The 19,103-nt window shown below is 67.1% G+C and carries 15 protein-coding genes and 1 pseudogene; 10 read left to right on the plus strand and 6 right to left on the minus strand.

Annotated elements, in window-relative coordinates; translation table 11 throughout:
- Nucleotides 1-236: 236 nt before the first annotated feature.
- On the minus strand, nucleotides 237-446 hold the full coding sequence (locus EET03_RS05915; RefSeq protein ID WP_063468890.1) for a hypothetical protein: 210 nt from the start codon (nucleotides 444-446) through the stop codon (nucleotides 237-239).
- A 411-nt stretch (nucleotides 447-857) separates the two neighbouring features.
- Between EET03_RS05915 and EET03_RS05920 the strand changes: the two genes are divergently transcribed.
- From EET03_RS05920 to nudC, 6 genes are all read left to right on the plus strand, one after another.
- Nucleotides 858-1,280, plus strand: a complete 423-nt coding sequence (locus EET03_RS05920; RefSeq protein ID WP_063468889.1) for an Hsp20/alpha crystallin family protein — start codon at nucleotides 858-860, stop codon at nucleotides 1,278-1,280.
- Between the two features lie 274 nt (nucleotides 1,281-1,554).
- Nucleotides 1,555-1,872 carry a J domain-containing protein gene (locus tag EET03_RS05925; RefSeq protein ID WP_075543871.1) on the plus strand — a complete coding sequence of 106 codons (318 nt, stop codon included), beginning with the start codon at nucleotides 1,555-1,557 and terminating at the stop codon, nucleotides 1,870-1,872.
- A gap of 127 nt (nucleotides 1,873-1,999) precedes the next feature.
- On the plus strand, nucleotides 2,000-5,155 hold the full coding sequence (locus tag EET03_RS05930; RefSeq protein WP_075543870.1) for an ATP-dependent DNA helicase: 3,156 nt from the start codon (nucleotides 2,000-2,002) through the stop codon (nucleotides 5,153-5,155).
- Nucleotides 5,152-8,430, plus strand: coding sequence for an ATP-dependent helicase (locus EET03_RS05935; protein WP_244232255.1), 3,279 nt, complete (start codon nucleotides 5,152-5,154; stop codon nucleotides 8,428-8,430). The genes EET03_RS05930 and EET03_RS05935 overlap by 4 nt, the downstream gene beginning before the upstream one ends.
- Nucleotides 8,431-8,491: 61 nt before the next feature.
- Nucleotides 8,492-9,562: a potassium channel family protein gene (locus tag EET03_RS05940; protein WP_075543869.1), complete on the plus strand. Its 1,071-nt coding sequence runs from the start codon at nucleotides 8,492-8,494 to the stop codon at nucleotides 9,560-9,562.
- Between the two features lie 217 nt (nucleotides 9,563-9,779).
- Nucleotides 9,780-10,709, plus strand: coding sequence for an NAD(+) diphosphatase (gene nudC, locus EET03_RS05950; RefSeq protein WP_075543868.1), 930 nt, complete (start codon nucleotides 9,780-9,782; stop codon nucleotides 10,707-10,709).
- Nucleotides 10,710-10,723: 14 nt separating this feature from the next.
- Here nudC and EET03_RS05955 read toward each other — a convergent pair whose 3' ends face one another.
- Both EET03_RS05955 and mrx1 read right to left on the minus strand, forming a co-directional pair.
- Complete coding sequence (locus EET03_RS05955) at nucleotides 10,724-11,452, minus strand: sensor domain-containing protein (protein ID WP_075543867.1); 729 nt, start codon at nucleotides 11,450-11,452, stop codon at nucleotides 10,724-10,726.
- Between the two features lie 187 nt (nucleotides 11,453-11,639).
- Nucleotides 11,640-11,894, minus strand: coding sequence for a mycoredoxin Mrx1 (gene mrx1, locus EET03_RS05960; RefSeq protein ID WP_075543866.1), 255 nt, complete (start codon nucleotides 11,892-11,894; stop codon nucleotides 11,640-11,642).
- A 168-nt stretch (nucleotides 11,895-12,062) separates the two neighbouring features.
- Here mrx1 and EET03_RS05965 point away from each other — a divergent pair, with 168 nt between their 5' ends.
- The 3 genes and pseudogenes from EET03_RS05965 to EET03_RS05970 all read left to right on the plus strand — a co-directional run bounded on the left by EET03_RS05965 (nucleotide 12,063) and on the right by EET03_RS05970 (nucleotide 14,851).
- A complete protein-coding gene (locus tag EET03_RS05965; RefSeq protein ID WP_099194015.1) occupies nucleotides 12,063-14,162 on the plus strand; it encodes an ATP-dependent DNA helicase UvrD2 in 2,100 nt (699 codons plus the stop codon).
- A gap of 128 nt (nucleotides 14,163-14,290) precedes the next feature.
- A pseudogene (locus EET03_RS32930) lies at nucleotides 14,291-14,584 on the plus strand (hypothetical protein); the annotation flags it as partial.
- Between the two features lie 3 nt (nucleotides 14,585-14,587).
- Nucleotides 14,588-14,851: a WhiB family transcriptional regulator gene (locus tag EET03_RS05970; RefSeq protein WP_075543872.1), complete on the plus strand. Its 264-nt coding sequence runs from the start codon at nucleotides 14,588-14,590 to the stop codon at nucleotides 14,849-14,851.
- A gap of 125 nt (nucleotides 14,852-14,976) precedes the next feature.
- Here EET03_RS05970 and EET03_RS05975 read toward each other — a convergent pair whose 3' ends face one another.
- Nucleotides 14,977-16,320, minus strand: coding sequence for a macrolide-binding ATPase MABP-1 (locus tag EET03_RS05975; protein ID WP_075543864.1), 1,344 nt, complete (start codon nucleotides 16,318-16,320; stop codon nucleotides 14,977-14,979).
- A 222-nt stretch (nucleotides 16,321-16,542) separates the two neighbouring features.
- Here EET03_RS05975 and EET03_RS05980 point away from each other — a divergent pair, with 222 nt between their 5' ends.
- A complete protein-coding gene (locus EET03_RS05980) occupies nucleotides 16,543-16,716 on the plus strand; it encodes a hypothetical protein (protein ID WP_023371764.1) in 174 nt (57 codons plus the stop codon).
- Nucleotides 16,717-16,722: 6 nt separating this feature from the next.
- On the opposite strand, the gene EET03_RS05985 is transcribed toward EET03_RS05980, so the two are convergent.
- Nucleotides 16,723-17,598, minus strand: a complete 876-nt coding sequence (locus EET03_RS05985) for a hypothetical protein (protein WP_063468939.1) — start codon at nucleotides 17,596-17,598, stop codon at nucleotides 16,723-16,725.
- A 37-nt stretch (nucleotides 17,599-17,635) separates the two neighbouring features.
- Nucleotides 17,636-19,027, minus strand: coding sequence for a zinc-dependent metalloprotease (locus tag EET03_RS05990; protein WP_099194016.1), 1,392 nt, complete (start codon nucleotides 19,025-19,027; stop codon nucleotides 17,636-17,638).
- Between the last annotated feature and the right edge of the window lie 76 nt (nucleotides 19,028-19,103).

Consider the following 19,103-nt stretch of genomic DNA (forward strand, 5'->3'; position numbering starts at 1 on the left):
GAACACACGATGACGGGCGCTATCGGTCGCCGAGAGCACCGCCGAGGTCTTGCCGACATCGACGGCAACGACGATCGTGGACAACGTGACTGGGGCAAGATGCACAGACATAACAACACCTCCGGGGCGTGTCAGGAAACCCGCGTGCGCCAACACACGGACCTCAAAAAGGAATCACTTACAGATCCCTTCCTGACACCTCCGGAGGCGTTTGTGAAGGACCACCCCGATCTATATCAGCGGTCGAGGTCCGCGTCGTCGTCCGATACCGGAACGATATAGGCCTGATCGATCACGTCGGCTTCGTTGGCTTCGCGATCCGCGGCATCGCTCAGGTAGGCGGTGTCCAACCCCGCTTCGTCGTCGAAATCGACGGTGCGGTGCTGTTCCGCCGCGTCCGCTTCGGGAACCTGATCCTGCGGACCTACTCCGTCGGCATTGCCCATAATCGATACTCCTGCTGTAGCTCTCCGGCTGCTGGCCGGCCTCGTTGGCCTGCAGTCCGGCGTTGCCGCACGGCGGTGCGTATTGGCGGCTTCTCGCTGGGTTTCCAGAACTTCCCGATCAACCATTCGGACCAGTGGCGACCAGTTACCTGCATTGTGCCATCTGCTCGACGGTTCGCTGCGGTGCCCTGTCGCTTCGGGCCCGTCGCGGTCCCGGGCCACTCGGTGGCGGCTGGCTGCGGTGAAGGTCGCCCATGGCTGAAATTCGGTGTACGCCAGCAGGTTCGAGAGCAGCTGCGGCTACTGAAGCGGAAAAATTTTCAGTTGTCATGCTTGCGCGCGGCCAGTCGAGGTGGTAGATAGAACCTATGACCATCAACATAGATAATCGTTGCGGTTAGGAGGCGAAATATGATGTTGATGCGTTCAGATCCATTCCGCGCGTTCGACCGTTGGACCGAGCAAGCGCTGGGCACTCCGGCGCGCCCGGCGGTCATGCCGATGGATGCCTGGCGGGAAGAAGGCCAGTTCATCGTCGAATTCGATCTACCGGGCGTGGACCCCGATTCACTGGACCTCGACGTCGAACGCAATGTGCTCACGGTGCGCGCGGAGCGCCCCGATGTGGATCGCGAGCGCGAAGTGGTCGCGGCCGAGCGGCCGCGCGGCGTCTTCAGCCGGCAGTTGTTCCTTGGTGACACCCTCGAAACCGACAGAATCGAGGCCAGCTACCACGACGGCGTGTTGCGCCTGACCATTCCGATCGCGGAGAAGGCCAAACCGCGCCGTATCGAGATCAGCCACAACGGGGAGCGCACGCCGATCAATGCCTGACGGCATTCGTTCAGCCGCTCCGACTGTTGGTTGCAACGGATCTCGACGAGGAGGTGATGACGCCGGATTGACATCTGTTTGACGCTTGCGGCCCTCCGTGCCGTCTGTCGCCATAATCGACGCGCGACTGAGTCCGTAACCGCAGCGCATTGCCACCCAACGTGGTTGAGGTGAGGCTGCGCGGAGGGTACCGGTAGAAGTGGGCGCGCCCGCGACGGCGCGCCCACTTCCAGCAGCAACCCGCCATCACTCACGAAAGGCGCGGTGCTACTCCATGATTGACCCGTACTCAGTTCTCGGCGTTCCGCCTACGGCAACGCAGACCGAAATAACCCATGCCTACCGGCGCCAATTGCGCAGGTGCCACCCGGACTTGCGGTCCGGCAAACCAGACTCGGGCGCCGACGAACGGCTGCGGCAAGTTCTGGCGGCCTACCGGGTGTTGCGCGATCCGCAGCTGCGCAACGACTACGACCGCGCGGTCGCTCGCGTTCGGAAACACCGGCCGCCGGCTCGAATCGCGATCAGACGCAATGACTCTGCCCACGTCGGTGCGGTGCTGTGGGCGGGACCTGTGTGCTGGCATCGGTGACGGCCGGCTGCTGCAGGCCGCGTCCGATCGCCGCTGAGGACGTCAACGGTTGAGACCGAACTCTCCCGGGGGGCTTCACCGGCTCTGGCCGCCAGAGCGTGTCAGACCCTCGTGGTTACATGCGGCTATGCCATTGAGCTGGGGTGCCGAGGCGCACGAGCTGCTCGTGCCGGGAGTGCGCGGGCTGGTGCGCGTGCTGGGCGGCCCAGGGACCGGTAAGAGCAGCCTGCTGGTCGAGGCCGCGGTTGCGCATATCGCCGCGGGTGCCGATCCGGAATCGGTTCTGCTGCTTACCGGTTCAGGGCGGCTGGGGGTACGCGCACGCAGCGCGTTGACGTCGGCGTTGCTGCGGTCGAGCAGGATCGGTTCCGGCCGGTCCGCGGTCCGCGAGCCGCTGGTGCGTACCGTGCACGGCTACGCCTATGCACTATTGCGACGCAACGCGGAGCGTACCGGAGACGGGCCGCCGCGGCTGCTCACCAGTGCCGAACAGGATGCGATCATCCGCGAGCTGCTAGCCGGCGACCTCGAGGACGCAGCGGCCTCCCAATCCGCCTGGCCGCAGCATCTGTGGCCGGCGCTGAGCACCGCCGGATTCGCCAACGAATTGCGAAATCTATTGGCACGTTGCTTCGAACGTGGCGTAGACCCGTGGGATCTGGAGCGGCTGGGCCGTCGCTGCGGGCGGCCAGAATGGATTGCCGCCGGCCGCTTCGCCCGCCAATACGAGCAGGTGATGTTGCTGCGTTCGGCGGCCGGCATGGCGGCCCCACAAGCGACGGCACGGGCATTGGGGGCCGCTGAACTCGTCGGGGCGGCGTTGGAGGCCTTCGCGGTTGATCCGGGACTCCTGGCAGCCGAGCGGGCCCGTGTCCGGCTGCTGCTGGTCGACGATGCTCAGCAACTCGATCCGCAGGCAGCCCGGCTGGTCCGGGCGCTGGCCGCGGGCACCGAACGTGCCGTGGTGGCGGGTGACCCGAACCAGGCCGTATTCGGTTTCCGCGGCGGCGAGCCCGCCGGGTTACTGGTCAGGGCTGTCGAACGCGGACGCTTAGTGACCTTGACGGTGTCGCATCGCTGCGCGCCCGCGGTGGCGCGTGCCGTCAGTGGCATCACCCGGCGGTTGCCCGGTGGCAGCGCCGAAAAACAGATCGAGGGCACCGGGGAACGGGACGGTTCGGTTGCCGTGCGGCTGGCCGGCTCGGCGCATGCCGAAGCGGCGATGATTGCCGATACTCTGCGACGAGCCCATGTGATCGACGGGGTGCGGTGGTCGCAGATGGCGGTGATCGTCAGGTCGGTGCCGCGCGCCGCCGCGCGGCTGCCCCGGGCGCTGGCTGCGGCCGGAGTTCCGGTGGCCATGCCGGCGATCGGCGGGTCGTTGTCGGAGGAGCCCGCCCCGGCTGCGCTGCTCACCGTTTTGGCCGCGACCGCTGACGGGCTCACCGGTGAGCGGGCATTGGCGCTGCTCACCGGGCCCATCGGCCGCGTCGACCCGGTTACGCTCCGCCAGCTGCGGCGGACGCTGCTGCGCGGCCGGGCCGGCGGTTCACCGGGTGATTTCGGTGACCTACTGGCACAGGCACTTTCCCCCGAAGCTGAATCGCCCCCGTCGCTCTCAGGGCCGCAGGCCGGCCCGCTGCGGCGAGTGCGTGCCGTGCTCGCCGCGGCCGCACGGTGCCACCGTCAGGGTCAAGATCCGCGGTACACGCTGTGGGCTGGCTGGCATCGCTCAGGTCTTCAAAGCCGCTGGCTCGCAGCCAGCGAGCGCGGCGGCCCGGCGGGCGTCCAGGCCGCGCGGGATCTGGAAGCGGTGACCGCCTTGTTCGACATCACCGACCAGTACGTCTCCCGAACTTCGGGTGCGTCGCTGCGCGGACTCATCGAGCATGTCACGGCTCTGCAGCTGCCACGCGTTAGCGCCGAGCCGGTATCGCAGACAGAACAGGTGATGGTGCTCAGCGCGCACGCCGCCCTGGGACACGAATGGGATCTCGTTGTCATAGCGGGATTGCAGGAAGGGCTGTGGCCGAACACGATTCCGCGTGGTGGCGTGTTGGCTACCCAGCGGCTGCTCGATGAACTCGACGGTGTCACCCAAAACGCCTCTGCCCGGGCGCCGCTGCTGGCCGAGGAGCGGCGGCTTTTGGTGGCCGCCATGGGTCGGGCCCGGCGCCGGTTGCTGGTGACAGCCGTCGACAACGACGCCGGCGGAGGTGGCCAGGAACCGGCACTACCGTCGGCATTCTTTTTCGAGATCGCCCGTTTGGCTGATGGTGGCGGCGAACCCGTGGCGGCGCAGCCGGAGCCGGCACCACGTGTCCTGTCGGCCGCGGCGGTGGTGGGTCGGTTGCGGGCTGTCGTGTGTGCACCTGACGGCGTGGTCGATGACGCTGCTCGGGCATGTGCGGCAACGCAATTGGCGCGGTTGGCCACGGCCGGTGTGGCGGGGGCCGACCCGGACGGGTGGCACGGGCTGATCCCGGTCAGCACCGGTGAACCGCTCTACGGCAGTGGGGATGTCGTCACGTTGACGCCCTCGGGCCTGCAGACGCTGAGCGAGTGTCCCTTACGGTGGCTGACCGAACGCCACGGCGGAGCCATGCCGCGTGAGCTTCGCTCCACCGTCGGTTCGGTGCTGCACGCGCTGATCGCCGGGGCGGGCCGGAGTGAAGCTCAACTGCTGGCCGAGCTGGACCGGGTTTGGCAACGGCTGCCCTTCGACGCGAGCTGGTATTCGTCCAATGAGCTTGCCCGGCACCGCGCGATGATCCAGTCGTTTGTCGAGTGGCGAGCGCGGACCCGTGGTGAGTTGACCGAGGTCGGCGTCGAGATCGAGGTGGACGGCGTCCTGCAGACCCGCCGCGACGACGGCGGAAAGATCCGGCTGCGCGGCCGCGTCGATCGGCTGGAACGCGACGGCGCGGGTCGGCTGGTGATCGTCGACGTCAAAACCGGCAAGACACCGGTGAGCAAGGACGATGCCCAACAGCATGCGCAACTGGCGATGTATCAGCTGGCGGTCGCGGAAGGGATGGTGCCCACAGGCGACGAGCCCGGTGGCGCGCGTCTGGTCTATCCCGGGAAGTGCGGGACGACTGGCGCCACTGAACGCGAGCAGGATCCGTTGACACCGGCCGCTCGTGATCAATGGCGCGGTCTGATGCGGCGGGCCGCCGAGGCGATGGCCGGGCCGCAGTTCATCGCCCGACGCAACGACGGTTGCTCGAACTGCCCGATCCGGCTGTTTTGCCCGGCACACACCGACAGGTCACCGCTGTGAAAAATGCCCGCTACAGCCCCGCCGAATTAGCTTGTGCGCTAGGGCTTTTCCCGCCCACGGAGGAGCAGGCAGCCGTGATCGCCGCGCCGCCGGGCCCACTGGTGGTCATCGCCGGGGCCGGAGCCGGCAAGACCGAGACGATGGCGGCGCGGGTGGTGTGGTTGATCGCCAACGGCTACGCCGAACCCGGTCAGGTGCTGGGCCTGACGTTCACCCGTAAGGCCGCCGGCCAACTGCTGCGCCGCGTCCGGTCTCGACTGGCGCGGTTGGCCGGGCTGGAAACCGGCCCGGCGGCGTGCGAATCCGCGGGCACTCCGGTGGTCAGCACGTACCACGCATTCGCCGGGTCGTTGCTGCGTGACTACGGATTGCTGCTGCCTGTCGAGCCCGACACCAGGTTGCTCACCGAGACAGAGCTGTGGCAGCTGGCGTTCGAGGTGGTCAACGGGTATCGCGGTGAATTGCGTACCCAGAAGACCCCGGCGGCGGTCACCGCGATGGTACTGCGGTTATGGGGCCAGCTCGCTGAGCACCTGGTGGACACCGGGCAACTCCGCGACACCCACGTTGAGCGGGAGCGACTGGTGCACACCTTGCCGGCGGGCCCCTATCAGCGCGACCGCGGCCCCAGCCAGTGGTTGCTGCGGATGCTGGCCACCCAGAATGAGCGCGCCGAGTTGGTGCCATTGCTGGATGCGTTGCTAGAACGCATGCGGGCCGGGAAGGTGATGGACTTCGGGTTGCAGATGGCGTCTGCCGCGCGGCTGGCGGCGTCGTTCCCGGAGGTCGGTCGCGAACTGCGGAACCAATTCCGGGTGGTGTTGCTCGACGAGTATCAGGACACCGGCCATTCCCAGCGGGTCGCCTTGTCGTCGTTGTTCGGCGGCGGAGTCGACAACGGGCTGGCGCTCACGGCGGTCGGGGACCCGATTCAGTCGATCTACGGCTGGCGCGGTGCCTCGGCGACGAACCTGCCGCGCTTCACCACCGACTTCCCCCTCTCCGACGGCACACCAGCGCCGATCCTGGAGCTGCGGACCAGTTGGCGTAACCCGCCGCGAGCGCTGCACTTGGCAAACGCCATTTCTGCGGAGGCGCGCCGGCGATCGGTCGCGGTGCGTGCATTGCGGGCACGCCCGGACGCCCCGCCCGGGACCGTTCGCTGCGCACTGCTCCCCGACGTGCGGGCCGAACGTGACTGGATTGCCGACCATCTTCAACGGCACTACTTGCGGGCTCGGGCCGATGGGGTCGGCCCGCCAACCGCAGCCGTGCTGGTGCGCCGCAACGCTGACGCGGCACCCATCGCCGATGCACTGCGTGCTCGCGGAATCCCGGTCGAAGTGGTTGGGCTGGCCGGCCTGTTGTCCATTCCAGAGGTCGCCGACGTGGTGGCCATGCTGCGTCTGGTGGCCGAGCCGACGGCCGGAGCCGCGGCGATGCAGGTGCTGACCGGTCCCCGCTGGCGGCTCGGTGGCCGGGACCTGGCAGCGCTGTGGCGGCGCGCGCTGGCCCTGGCGGGCGGCCCGAATGAATCGTCGCCCGAGTCGATTGCGGCGGCAGCCGGCCCCGACAGCGACACCCCATGTCTGGCCGACGCGATCAGCGACCCGGGTCCGGCCGACTGGTACTCGGTGGCAGGGTACCGGCGTATCGTGGCGCTGGCCGGCGAACTGAACCTGCTGCGTGCACAACTCGGCCATTGCCTGCCGGATCTAGTTGCCGAGGTGCGCCGCGTGCTGGGTGTCGATTGCGAAGCCCGCGCCAAATCGGCCGCTACCGCAGAGTGGTCTGGCACCGAGCATCTCGACGCTTTCTCGGACGTGGTGGCGAAATACGCGGAGCGGGCTACCTCGTCGAGCACGGAAGTGCCGGCAAAGGCGTCGGTGGCTGGTCTGCTGGCTTACTTGGACGTGGCCGCAGAAGTAGAAAACGGCCTGCCCCCCGGGCAGCCGGCGGTCGCACGCGACAGGGTGCAGGTGCTCACCGTGCATGCCGCAAAGGGCTTGGAGTGGCAGGTCGTGGCGGTCGCACACCTGTCAGGCGGCGTTTTCCCGTCGACCGCGTCGCGGAGCACCTGGTTAACCGACCCCGGTGAGCTACCACCACTGCTGCGCGGCGACCGCGCCTCGGCCGGGGTGCTCGGTATCCCGGTCCTGGACACCTCGGCGGTGACCAATCGAAAACAGCTGTCGGACAAGATCTCTGAGCACCGTCGTCAGCTCGATCAGCGACGTGTCGATGAGGAGCGTCGGTTGCTGTATGTCGGTGTCACTCGTGCCGAGGACACCCTGTTGGTATCGGGTCACCACTGGGGCGCTACCGGGGTCAAGCCGTGCGGGCCTTCGGAATTCCTCTGCGAAGTCAAAGACATCATCGATCACTCGGTTACGGCCGGCGATCCGTGCGGGATTGTGGACCAGTGGGCTCCCGCGCCGGCTGAAGCTGAGCGTAACCCGTTGTGGAACAACGCTATTCAAGCGGTCTGGCCAGCTGAGCCGCTGGGCGCGCGGCGAGCTGACGTGGAACGCGGGGCCCGGCTGGTGGCTGAGGCAACAGCGTCCGAAGTGATCGACGCCGGGAACGCTGACACGGAGGGGTGGGTCCGTGACGTCGATGCGCTGCTGGCCGAACGTGCGCGCGCGGTGCAACCGCCGGCCCGCGAGCTGCCGGGCCAGTTGTCGGTCAGCGGTCTGGTGGAGCTGGGCCGCGATCCTGCCAAGGCACGGCAGCGGCTAGCCCATCGTCTGCCGTCGCGTCCGGATCCGCAGGCTTTGCTGGGCAACGCCTTTCACTCCTGGGTCCAGCAGTTCTACGGAGCCGAATTGCTGTTCGATCTCGGAGACCTTCCGGGTGCCGCCGATTCCGACGCGAGCAACGCCGAGGAGTTGGCCAACCTGCGGGCGGCGTTCACCGCATCGCCCTGGGCTGCTCGCACCCCGATCGCGGTAGAAGTGCCGTTCGAGATGCCGATCGGCGACACCGTGGTTCGCGGCCGCATCGATGCGGTGTTCGCCGACCCCGACGGCGGCGTCACCGTGGTCGACTGGAAGACCGGTGAGCCGCCACGCGGGCCGGAAGCCAGGCGGCAGGCCGCCGTCCAGTTGGCTGTGTACCGGCTGGCGTGGGCTGCGCTGCTCGGCTGCTCGGAGTCATCGGTACGCACCGCGTTCTACTACGTCCGCAGCGGCATCACCGTTGTTCCCGATGAGTTGCCCGACGGTGCGGCGTTGGCCGCGCTGCTGGCTGACTCCGCTCGCCGTTGCAACACCTGATCGTGGTTACATGTTCCTCGTGCCTGTGTCGTGCTTTGGGATCAGCCGATGACGGATTCCCGTGGCAAAAGGTAGTTGGCGGCGGCTGAGGCGTCTCGACGAGAGGTTGACGGTCCAGCCGAGTTACGCACTCGTCGGGGTGTTGCGCATTCCTTCGGGTCGGGCCAGCCCCGCGCGCATCATTACCCGCCGGGTGGCGATTGCCTTGGCGGCGTTGTTGGTCGGCGCCATTACCGTCTACGTCGATCGGGACGGATACCACGACTCACAGGGCGACGAACTGACGTTTTTGGATTGCCTGTATTACTCGGCGGTGACGTTGTCGACGACCGGTTATGGCGACATCACACCCATTTCCGAATTCGCGCGCGCGACCAACGTCTTGATCATCACACCGCTGCGCATCGCGTTCCTGATCCTGTTGGTCGGGACGACGCTCGAGGTGGTCACGGAGACGTCCCGGCAAGCACTGAAGATCCAGCGTTGGAGGAACAGAGTGCGCAACCACACCGTCGTCATCGGCTATGGGACCAAAGGCAAAACGGCGATTACCGCGATGCTCGGCGACGAGGTGGTCCCTGGTGAGATTGTCGTCGTCGACACCGACCGGGCGGCCCTCGACCGCGCGGCGGCGGCGGGGTTGGTCACCGTCCATGGCGACGCCACCAAATCCGACGTGCTGCGGTTGGCCGGTGCCCAGCATGCGGCCTCGATCATCGTTGCCGCGAGCCGTGACGACACGGCGGCGTTGGTGACTTTGACCGCCCGCGAGATCTCGCCCAAGGCCAAGATCGTGGCTTCTATCCGGGAGGCCGAAAACCAGCATCTGCTGGAGCAATCGGGGGCGGACTCGGTGGTGGTTTCCTCCGAGACCGCCGGTCGATTGCTTGGACTTGCCACCACCACACCCAGCGTTGTGCAGATGATAGAGGATCTGTTGACGCCGGATACTGGGCTGGCGATTGCCGAACGTGAGGTGGAGCCGAGCGAAGTCGGCGGTTCTCCGCGGCATCTGGGGGACATCGTGCTCGGCGTCGTCCGCAATGGAGAACTATTGCGTATCGGAGCACCCGAGGTGGACGCCATCGAGGCCGACGACCGTCTCCTCTACGTCCGCAATACGGGGCACTAGTGGCGATCGCAAGCTCGGCGGAGCCGGGCGCGGCGGGTCGTCACGTGGTGGGTTGCGTGGCGATCGCAAGCTCGGCGGAGCCGGGCGCGGCGGATCGTCACGTGGTGGGTTGCGTGGCGATCGCAAGCTCGGCGGAGCCGGGCGCGGCGGGTCGTCACGTGGTGGGTTGCGTGGCGATCGCAAGCTCGGGTCCGCCACGTGGGCATTAGGGCCTAGCGTGGACTTCCGGCTGCGGGACGTTCCATTCCTGTCGCGCATCGGCGCCGACCGAGCCGACCACTTGCGGACCGATGTCGACGCGGCGGCTGCCGGCTGGGCCGATGCGGCGCTACTGCGGGTGGATTCGCGCAACCAGGTCCTAGTTGCCGATGGCCGAGCGGTGCTGGGTCCGGCGGCCGCGCTGGGCGACAAGCCACCGTCGGAGGCGGTGTTCCTGGGCCGTATCGAGGGCGATCGCCACGTCTGGGCGATCAGGGGCGCACTGGAGCCCCCCGAGAATCTGGGTGTGGAGGCCGAAGTAGTGGACCTTCGCAGGCTCGGCAAGGTCATCGATGACACCAGTAGCCAATTGGTGTCGTCGGCATTGGCGTTATTGAACTGGCATGGCACCGCGCGATTCAGCCCGGTCGATGGGACCCCGACCAAACCGGCCAGGGCTGGATGGTCACGCGTCAGCCTGATCACCGGTCACGAGGAGTTTCCCCGTATCGATGCGGCGGTGATCTGCCTGGTTCACGACGGCGGTGATCGCGCGGTATTGGCCCGCCAAGCGGCATGGCCGCCGCGGATGTTCTCTCTGCTGGCGGGCTTCGTCGAGGCAGGTGAATCGTTCGAGGTATGCGTGGCCCGCGAGATCCGTGAGGAAATCGGTCTGACCGTCCGTGATGTGCGCTACCTAGGCAGCCAACCCTGGCCGTTCCCGCGTTCGCTGATGGTGGGCTTCCATGCCGTAGCTGACCGGGATCAAGATTTTTCATTCCACGACGGCGAGATCGCCGAGGCCGGCTGGTTCACCCGCGATGAAGTGCGTGCGGCGCTGGACGCGGGCGACTGGACGACCACCGCATCGGAGTCGACATTGCGGCTACCGGGGTCCGTCTCGATTGCCCGCATCATCATCGAATCCTGGGCGGCGGCGCGCGACTGAACTGCCGCGGTCGACTACTTGACGCGATCGCAGATCGCGTCAAGCAAGGTATTGGCGATCCGTTCAGCTGGTTCGATGCCCAATACACCGACAGACATCAATACCGCGTTCTTGACGCGATACAGGTGGCTCCATCCTTGGTCGGTGATCCGCAGCGTGGCGGGGTCGGGCTTGTCCACGTTGAACGTGTACTTGGGGTCATGTAATGCCATGCACGCGTTCAGCGAAGCTTCCAGCTGGTCGAGCGCTGCGCGTGCTGCATGCGCGTCCGGGTAGATGGCAACGGCTTGACTGACCGAACCCACCAGAGCCATGCCGCCGGGGCGTATTTCGTCGGTGACGCCGCTGTAGCCCGCGCTCCGGAACTCTATCCAGCCGCTGGCGAATGTGAGATCACTGGTCCCGGCCGCCCGGCAGGGGCCCGGTGCGCTCAGGTCGCCTGGTGGCGGATGACGCAAGTCCGCGTGTGAACGTGCGGTCAGTTCCTCGTAATTGGCGATCCGCCGTACCTCTTCGACGCTGATGATCAACGCATCGGCACCCGACAGCGGCGTGGTTGTGGCGGTGCTCGGCTTCGCTGCCGTGCCTGTGCGCGAGCACGCCGTGATCACGAGTAGCGCAGTGCAGATGATGAACAGCGACTTGCCCGTGCCGGCAAGGGCGGCGCGAATATCTGCCGCTTGCCACTTCAGCCGGAGCGCCAGATATGTCACGCTCGAGCGGGTTGAGCCGGTTGGCCTCATCGTTGATAGCCGTTTTCTGCGGACCGCCGTCCGCGGTTGGGTGGCGCTTATGGTACCGGCGAGTTATGCCTGGAGGTCGACGCCGTAACTCTTATCGTACGGGCGACCGGACCTCTTGTTGGGCACCTTTGTCCAGGCGACGGGCCGTGTCTGGGCGCGCCGGGTGAATGGCCGACACCGGGCCGCCTCAGCCGCCGACTTCTGCCAGTTTGGCTTTGACCACGTTTGCGCTCGGGTTGGCCAGCGTTGAGCCGTCGGCAAACCTGACCGTCGGGACCGTCCTGTTGCCGCCGTTGACCGAGGCGACAAACTCCGCAGCCGCGCTGTCGTGTTCGATGTCGACCTCGGCGTACGTGATTCCCTCTGTCTTGAGCGCCGTCTTGAGCCGGAAACAGTAGCCACACCATGACGTCGTGTAGATGGTGAGCGCAGCGTTGGTCATAGCTGGTAAACGTAGCCCGACAACCATGCGGGCGTGGAGTGGGCCGGAGCGCGGGCATCGCCCGCTTACCCGGGGCAGCCCTGGGGAGGCGGCGGCACCCGGCGACGACGCAGGCCGCGGCGCGTCGAAACGCCCGACTTGTCGGCCGCCGCTGCCAAGATGGACGCTATGCCGATGGTCGCAGACGCACTGACCGCCGCACTGGACGACGAGCAGCGCCAAGCCGTATTGGCTCCACGCGGACCGGTCTGCGTGCTCGCCGGAGCCGGAACCGGGAAGACGCGCACCATCACGCACCGGATCGCCCACCTGGTTGGCAGTGGTCATGTGGCTGCCGGTCAAGTACTGGCCGTGACGTTCACCCAGCGTGCAGCTGGGGAAATGCGCGCCCGGCTGCGTGCGCTGGGCGCCGCCGCGCAGGTCGGTTCGGGCGTCGGCGCGGTGCAGGCGCTGACCTTTCATGCGGCGGCGCATCGCCAGCTGCGGTATTTCTGGCCACGCGTGGTTGGTGACATCGGCTGGCAGTTGCTGGACACCAAGTTCGCCGTCGTGGCCCGCGCGGCCAGCCGCACCAGGCTCCAGGCCAGCACCGATGACGTCCGGGATCTCGCCGGCGAGATCGAGTGGGCCAAAGCCTCGCTGATCGGTCCGGAGGATTACCCGAGCGCGGTGGCGGCCGTGCGCCGGGACACCCCGTTGGACGCGGCACACATCGCGGCGGTCTACTCCGAATACGAATCCCTCAAAGTCCGCGACGACAGCGTCACCCTGCTCGACTTCGACGACCTGCTGCTGCATACCGCGGCCGCTATCGAAAATGACGCCGCGGTGGCCGAGGAGTTCCGGGATCGCTACCGCTGCTTCGTTGTCGACGAATACCAGGACGTCACGCCGCTGCAGCAGCGGGTGCTGTCGGCATGGTTGGGGGATCGCGACGATCTGACCGTCGTCGGCGACGCCAATCAGACCATCTACTCATTCACCGGAGCCTCCCCGCGCTTCCTGCTCGACTTCTCCCGCAGGTTCCCCGACGCCACGGTGGTGCGCCTGGAGCGTGACTACCGGTCCACTCCGCAGGTGGTGTCGTTGGCCAATCGGGTGATCGAAGCCGCTCGGGGCCGGGTCGCGGGCAGCAAGTTGCGGTTATCCGGCCAGCGTGAGCCCGGTCCCGTCCCGTCGTTCCAGGAGTATCCCGACGAACCCGCCGAGGCTGCCGCGGTGACGGCGTCGATCGGCCGGTTGATCGAATCCGGCACTGCGCCTTCAGAAATCGCGATTCTGTACCGCGTCAACGCACAGTCCGAGGTCTACGAGGAAGCGCTGACCGAAGCGGGCATCGCCTATCAGGTTCGCGGCGGCGAGGGGTTCTTCGACCGTCAGGAGATCAAGCAGGCGCTGGTGGCGTTACAGCGTGCCGCTGAACGGGGTACCGACGCTTCATTGCCCGACGCGGTCCGCGGCGTTCTGGAACCGCTGGGGTTGACGGCACACGAGCCGGTGGGTGCCCGCGCCCGGGAACGCTGGGAGGGACTCACCGCTTTGGCGCAACTGGTCGACGACGAGGTGGCGCAGCGTCCGCATTTACAGCTTCCGGGACTGTTGTCCGAGCTTCGGGCCCGAGCCGACGCGCGGCATCCGCCGGTGGTGCAGGGCGTCACGCTTGCCTCGCTGCATGCGGCCAAGGGCCTGGAGTGGGATGCAGTGTTTCTGGTCGGATTGGCCGACGGCACATTACCCATCTCGCATGCGCTGGCGCACGGCCCCGACAGTGAGCCGGTCGAGGAAGAGCGTCGCCTGCTGTATGTCGGAATCACCAGGGCCCGAGTGCATTTGGCCCTCAGCTGGGCTCTGGCTCGGGCGCCGGGCGGTCGCCAGAGCCGTAAGCCGTCGCGGTTCCTCAACGGCATTGCGCCGCAGACGCGTGCCGAACCGGGGCCGGGCAAAGCCCGTCGCAACCGGGCCTCCGCCCGCTGCCGGGTCTGCAACAAGGAGCTGACCACCCCGGCAGCCGTCATGCTGCGGCGATGTGAAACATGCGCAGGCGACGTTGACGAGGAGTTGCTGCTGCAGCTGAAGTCGTGGCGGCTGAACATCGCTAAGGAACAGAACGTGCCGGCCTACGTCGTCTTCACCGACAACACACTCATCGCGATCGCCGAGATGCGCCCCGACGACGACGAGACGCTCATCGCCATTCCGGGTATCGGTGCCCGAAAGCTGGAACAGTACGGAGCCGACGTGCTCGACATGGTCAGGCAGGCTCGCTGAGCAACGAAACCGCAGGTCAGAAAATCGGTTGGCATTGGCAGCCGCGACCGATTACCCTCGAAACGCACTTCGCTGCCGGCGTTGAAGGCTGGCAAATCGGCAAGCGGTACGAGAGGAGGTTGGCCACGATGCTCGACATCAGCGTGTTCGGTGCGAGCGTGGCTGCCGCGGCGTCAACCGCGGGAACCCCTCATGCCGCCGCCGCACCGGCGGCAGCGGCTAAGCACCGCGTCGCCGCCGCGACTGACGCGTCCGTGGATCGGAGCTCAACGTAGACACTGCGTAACAGCCCCAGATTCGCCGAATGGCCACGGACCCAAGTCACCAGGATCCGTGGCCAAATTTGTTGGGGGCCAACCTCCCTCACCTGGTCCGGATCACTTTCGAAAGACAGCCCCAAGACCAGGAAGCAGGTGAGCCAGAACATGTCAGCACTGACAGTCCCCAAAAATCGGCTGCCGGCGTTGCCATGCCATGTGGGCAATCCCGACCTATGGTTCGCCGACACCCCAGCTGATCTCGAGCGCGCCAAAACGCTGTGCACCGACTGCCCGGTCCGGCGCCAATGTTTGGCGGCCGCGCTGGAACGTGCCGAGCCATGGGGCGTCTGGGGCGGCGAGATTTTCGAGCGCGGCGCGATCGTGAGCCGCAAGCGTCCGCGGGGGCGTCCCCGCAAGGTCGCCGCTTAGGAGGCCCGGGCCCGGCTCGCCGAGAGCCGGGCCCGGCCTTGTGGAGACATCGGCGCCGTCACTTGGCGAATGCGCACGGACCGCCGCGGGCCAGGTCTGCGCCGGCTACCCGGCTCGACCGCGTATCAGACCACAGCCGTATCGGGCTCGGCGAAGCCGGGAATTAGCTCCTCGGTCAGCGACTTGATCGGCACATGCGCGCCCAGCTGACAAAGGATCGCGGCCACCGACGCGATGACCCGCATCGGGATCGCCAGCTTGGCCGGCAGGTCCATTTGCCGTGCCACCTTGATCTGCGCGACCGATCGGTCGAACTGACTCACGGTCATCCGCTGTAGCCACTTGCGGGTGTAGTGGAAGACGTCGACTTCGATGGGTTCGACGTACTGGCGCAGCATCTCGTCGATCTCCCGGACCGAGACCTGCTGTCCCTGCTGGATGAAACCGGCTTTCTCCATGGTCGGCAACAGCAGGTCGTAATTCTTGTCGCGGGCCAGCCGGATCGTCATCCCCAGCTCGATGGGATAGCCGCCGGGCAATGGTGCCACGGCTCCGAAGTCGATGACGCCCATTCGACCGTCCGGCATCAGCATGAAGTTCCCGGGGTGGGCGTCACCGTGCAGCATCCCGAGCCGGCGTGGGGCGTCGAAGGTGAGCTCTATCAGCCGGGTCCCGATCAGGTCGCGCTGTTCTTGGTTGCCGTTGCGGATGATCGCCGACATCGGCACCCCGTCGATCCACTCCTGGATCACCACCTTGGGTGCGCTGGCCACGACCCGCGGCACCGCGAAGTGTGGGTGGTCGTGGTACGCCTTGGCGAATGCCCGCTGGTTGTCGGCCTCCAACCGGTAGTCGAGCTCCATCTCGGTGCGTTCGATCAGTTCGTCGACGACACCTTGAACATCGGCGCCCGGCGAGAGCTGCTTGAGCATGCCGACCATGCGCTGCATGGTCTTCAGATCGGCCCGCAGGGCCTCGTCGGCACCCGGGTACTGAATCTTGACGGCCACTTCGCGGCCGTCGGACCACACCGCCTTGTGCACCTGGCCGATGCTGGCCGAGGCAACCGGGGTGTCGTCGAACGAACTGAACCGCTCCCGCCACTTCGTGCCCAACTGTGCATCGAGCACCCGGTGGACCTTGGCCGCGGCCAGCGGCGGGGCATCCTTCTGCAGCTTGGTCAGCGCATCGCGATAGGGCTCACCGAACTGCTCGGGAATGGCTGCTTCCATCACCGACAACGCCTGTCCGACTTTCATCGCCCCGCCTTTGAGCTCGCCCAGGACGGTGAACAACTGGTTGGCGGCCTTCTCCATCAGCTCGGCGTTGACCTCGTCTTTCGACTTGCCGGTCAGCCGTTTGCCGAAGCCAAGAGCCGCCCGGCCGGCCATGCCGACCGGAATGCTGGCCAGCTTGGCGTTGCGCGCGGCGCGGCCGCGTTTGATGTCTGACACATACCCATCATCCATGACGGTTGCGTCAACGGGTATTGATCCGGCATCAACCGGCCGCGCGTGCACGGCGGGCCCGGGCGGCTGAGCACCGGACCGACGGCCCCCACCCCGCCTTCGGCTCGCCGGATGACGGGTGGATTTTCGGATCGCCGCGGGCACAGCCGCTATGTAGTCTCTTGCAGGTCGCAACGGTGTGACGCATCGATCCCCACATCCGGAGGGTGGACCGCCAAAGCCATGTCAGCAAAACAAACGCAGCACGACACCGCCGACGCCTTATTCAGGGCGATCATCGAAACGCTGGACAAGCACCGCAAAGACGGCACCTTGACCGAAGGCGTGCTGGACGACTTGGCCAGAGCCTATGCCGCGGTCTCCACGAACGTCCCGGAGCAGGGCCGCCTCGGCTAGACGCGGCTAGACGCCGTCACGGCCACCGTCACACGAGCACAACGGATGCCGGGTCCATTGGCGCGCCACGATGGAGCCGGCGTTGAGGTCGAACTCCAGCGTGGCGTTGAGAGCCGACGGCGGATCGCGGTCGGCTTGTTCACCGCGCACCGCGGCGATCACCCGGTTGACCTGGCTGAGCGCCAGCGCGGCCGTCGCCAGCAACGTCGCTCGGTCGGCCACTCCGACGGTGCCGCGCAGCTGGGCAGCGATTGCTGGCCACGCGCAGTCCACGTCACTGCGGTGCAGATCGGCGCAGCGTAGGCAGCTCGTTACGCCCGGGATAACCAGCGGTCCGACCAGGCCGGTGCCGTCACGAACCCGAACGAGCAGGTGCGCAATGCCCTCGTTGTGCATATCGCGCACCAAACGTGGATCGGCTACCAGATAGTCGGACAACACCACCAAATCCACCGTGCCGCTGCTGACCGCGGCATGCGGTTGGCTGCTCTGCCCGACCCGCGCTCCCGAGCAGCGCAAGGCCTGCATCAGCAGGTCCGACAACGGTCCGCGACCGTGGATCCGGATCGACGCCGCGCGGCCCGGGCAACCCCGATGCCCGCGGATCGCGACACCGGCGCCGACCAATTGCCCGACGAGGTTCACCACCTCCTCGCCGTCCACCAATCCCTGGCTGACGGCTTGGCGCTGCAGCTCGGTGATCGGTGTCGGCGAGCGCATGGACCGCAGTAGCGCGGCCACCGACGAAGCGCTCAGGCCGCCGGGTGGATGCACCAGCACGGCCCGGCGCGGATCCCAGCCCACTTGCACGGCACCGTCGGGCCGCAGGAGCACCGGCATCGCCGGATCAAGCGAATACAAGGTAGGAACTGCCCGCGGCATGACCAGAAACTGTGCCACGCCGGGCTCGGCTAGCGGCTCAGTTATCCACAGGGCCGGGGCCGGAGTCCTCCGGGCCGCCGGTTTCACGGTCGAGTTCGGCGATCGCCTCGTCGATGCCGCTGGTGTCCCCGCCGATGACTTGGTCGATGAAAGCGGCCGGGTCGTCCAGATCGTCAGCCGCGGGCAGCAGGTCAGGGTGTTGCCACACCGCGTCCCGGGCGTCCACACCGGCGGCCTGGGTCAGGCGCTCCCACAGCGCGCCGGCCTCCCGCAGTTTGCGTGGCCGCAGCTCCAGCCCGACCAGGGTGGCGAACGTCTGTTCGGCGGGACCGCCGCTGGCCCGGCGCCGGCGCAGCGTCTCGCTGAGTGCGGCGGTGCCCGGAATGCGCTCGCCGAGCGCATTGGTCACCACGGTCTGGACCCAGCCCTCGATCAGGGCGAGCAGCGTCTCGAGCCGCTCGAGCGCCTGGACCTGTGTCGGTGTCGCCTTGGGCTCGAATACTCCCTCGCTCAGCAACCGCTCCATGGCGGCCGGATCGGTCAGCGTGGCCGGATTGAAGTCGCGGGCCAGCTCCTCGATTCCGGTCATGTCGATTTTCATGCCCTTGGCGTAGGCCTCGACAGCGCCCAGCAGCTGCCCGGCCAGCCAGGGAACGTGGCCGAACAGGCGATGATGGGCGGCTTCACGGGCGGCCAGGAAGGTCAGGATCGCGCTGCGCGGCTGCTCCAGGCCGGACGAAAAGTCCTCGACGGCAGCGGGCAGGATTGCGGCCACTCCCTTAGGTCCCAGCGGCAGGCCGATGTCGGTCGATGTCAGTACCTCCTGCGACAACCGGCCGAGTGCCTGACCCAGCTGCGAACCGAACGCTATGCCGCCCATCTGCGACATCACCGTGAGCAGCGGGCCGGCCATGCTCTTGGCCTCCTCCGGCAGCGACGACGCCCAGACCGTCGAGATCTGCTCAGCCATCGGATCGCACAGTCGCTTCCAGACGTCCAAGGTGTTGTCGACCCAGTCGGTGGGGCTCCAGCCCACCGCCCTGGTGGTGCCGGCGGGCAGTGAGGTGGCCCCGTCCAGCCAGGTCTCCGCCAGGTGCACCGCGTCGGCGATCGCGGAGTTGGTCGCTTCCGGGATGGGCGCCGTGAAACCGACCGAGCTGGCTGCCACTTGGCGGGCCAGGGCGTAGTTGACCGGTCCGGAACTCTGACCCGCGGTCATCGCGCTGCCGACACCGCCGAACATCTCGCCCAGGCGGGTGAAGATTTGACCCAGGTCGGCCATGGCGAAATCCCCGCTGAAACCGAACGGGCCCAGCGGGTTAGCGCCCGAGCCGGGGTCGGGTTCGTTCTTCCCGCGTTTGTCGCGGTCGGGGTCGTCTCCGGAGGAGAAACCGAAAGGCAGGTCAGCCATACGGTCAACGGTACCCATCAGGGCAGAAGAAAGCGCCATCCGCCGTCACGCTCGCAGCTGAACCGGCTTCGGCGGGGTCCGTCTAGTCTATGCG

The sequence above is a fragment of the Mycobacterium innocens genome (genome assembly GCF_900566055.1).
GTDB lineage: Bacteria > Actinomycetota > Actinomycetes > Mycobacteriales > Mycobacteriaceae > Mycobacterium > Mycobacterium innocens.

Coding starts and splice junctions, on each gene's coding strand:
- EET03_RS05915 (WP_063468890.1), bottom strand. CDS start 446: ATGGGCAATGCCGACGGAGTAGGTCCGCAGGATCAGGTTCCCGAAGCG.
- EET03_RS05920 (WP_063468889.1), top strand. CDS start 858: ATGATGTTGATGCGTTCAGATCCATTCCGCGCGTTCGACCGTTGGACC.
- EET03_RS05925 (WP_075543871.1), top strand. CDS start 1,555: ATGATTGACCCGTACTCAGTTCTCGGCGTTCCGCCTACGGCAACGCAG.
- EET03_RS05930 (WP_075543870.1), top strand. CDS start 2,000: ATGCCATTGAGCTGGGGTGCCGAGGCGCACGAGCTGCTCGTGCCGGGA.
- EET03_RS05955 (WP_075543867.1), bottom strand. CDS start 11,452: ATGAGGCCAACCGGCTCAACCCGCTCGAGCGTGACATATCTGGCGCTC.
- mrx1 (WP_075543866.1), bottom strand. CDS start 11,894: ATGACCAACGCTGCGCTCACCATCTACACGACGTCATGGTGTGGCTAC.
- EET03_RS05965 (WP_099194015.1), top strand. CDS start 12,063: ATGCCGATGGTCGCAGACGCACTGACCGCCGCACTGGACGACGAGCAG.
- EET03_RS05970 (WP_075543872.1), top strand. CDS start 14,588: ATGTCAGCACTGACAGTCCCCAAAAATCGGCTGCCGGCGTTGCCATGC.
- EET03_RS05975 (WP_075543864.1), bottom strand. CDS start 16,320: ATGGATGATGGGTATGTGTCAGACATCAAACGCGGCCGCGCCGCGCGC.
- EET03_RS05980 (WP_023371764.1), top strand. CDS start 16,543: ATGTCAGCAAAACAAACGCAGCACGACACCGCCGACGCCTTATTCAGG.
- EET03_RS05985 (WP_063468939.1), bottom strand. CDS start 17,598: ATGCCGCGGGCAGTTCCTACCTTGTATTCGCTTGATCCGGCGATGCCG.
- EET03_RS05990 (WP_099194016.1), bottom strand. CDS start 19,027: ATGGGTACCGTTGACCGTATGGCTGACCTGCCTTTCGGTTTCTCCTCC.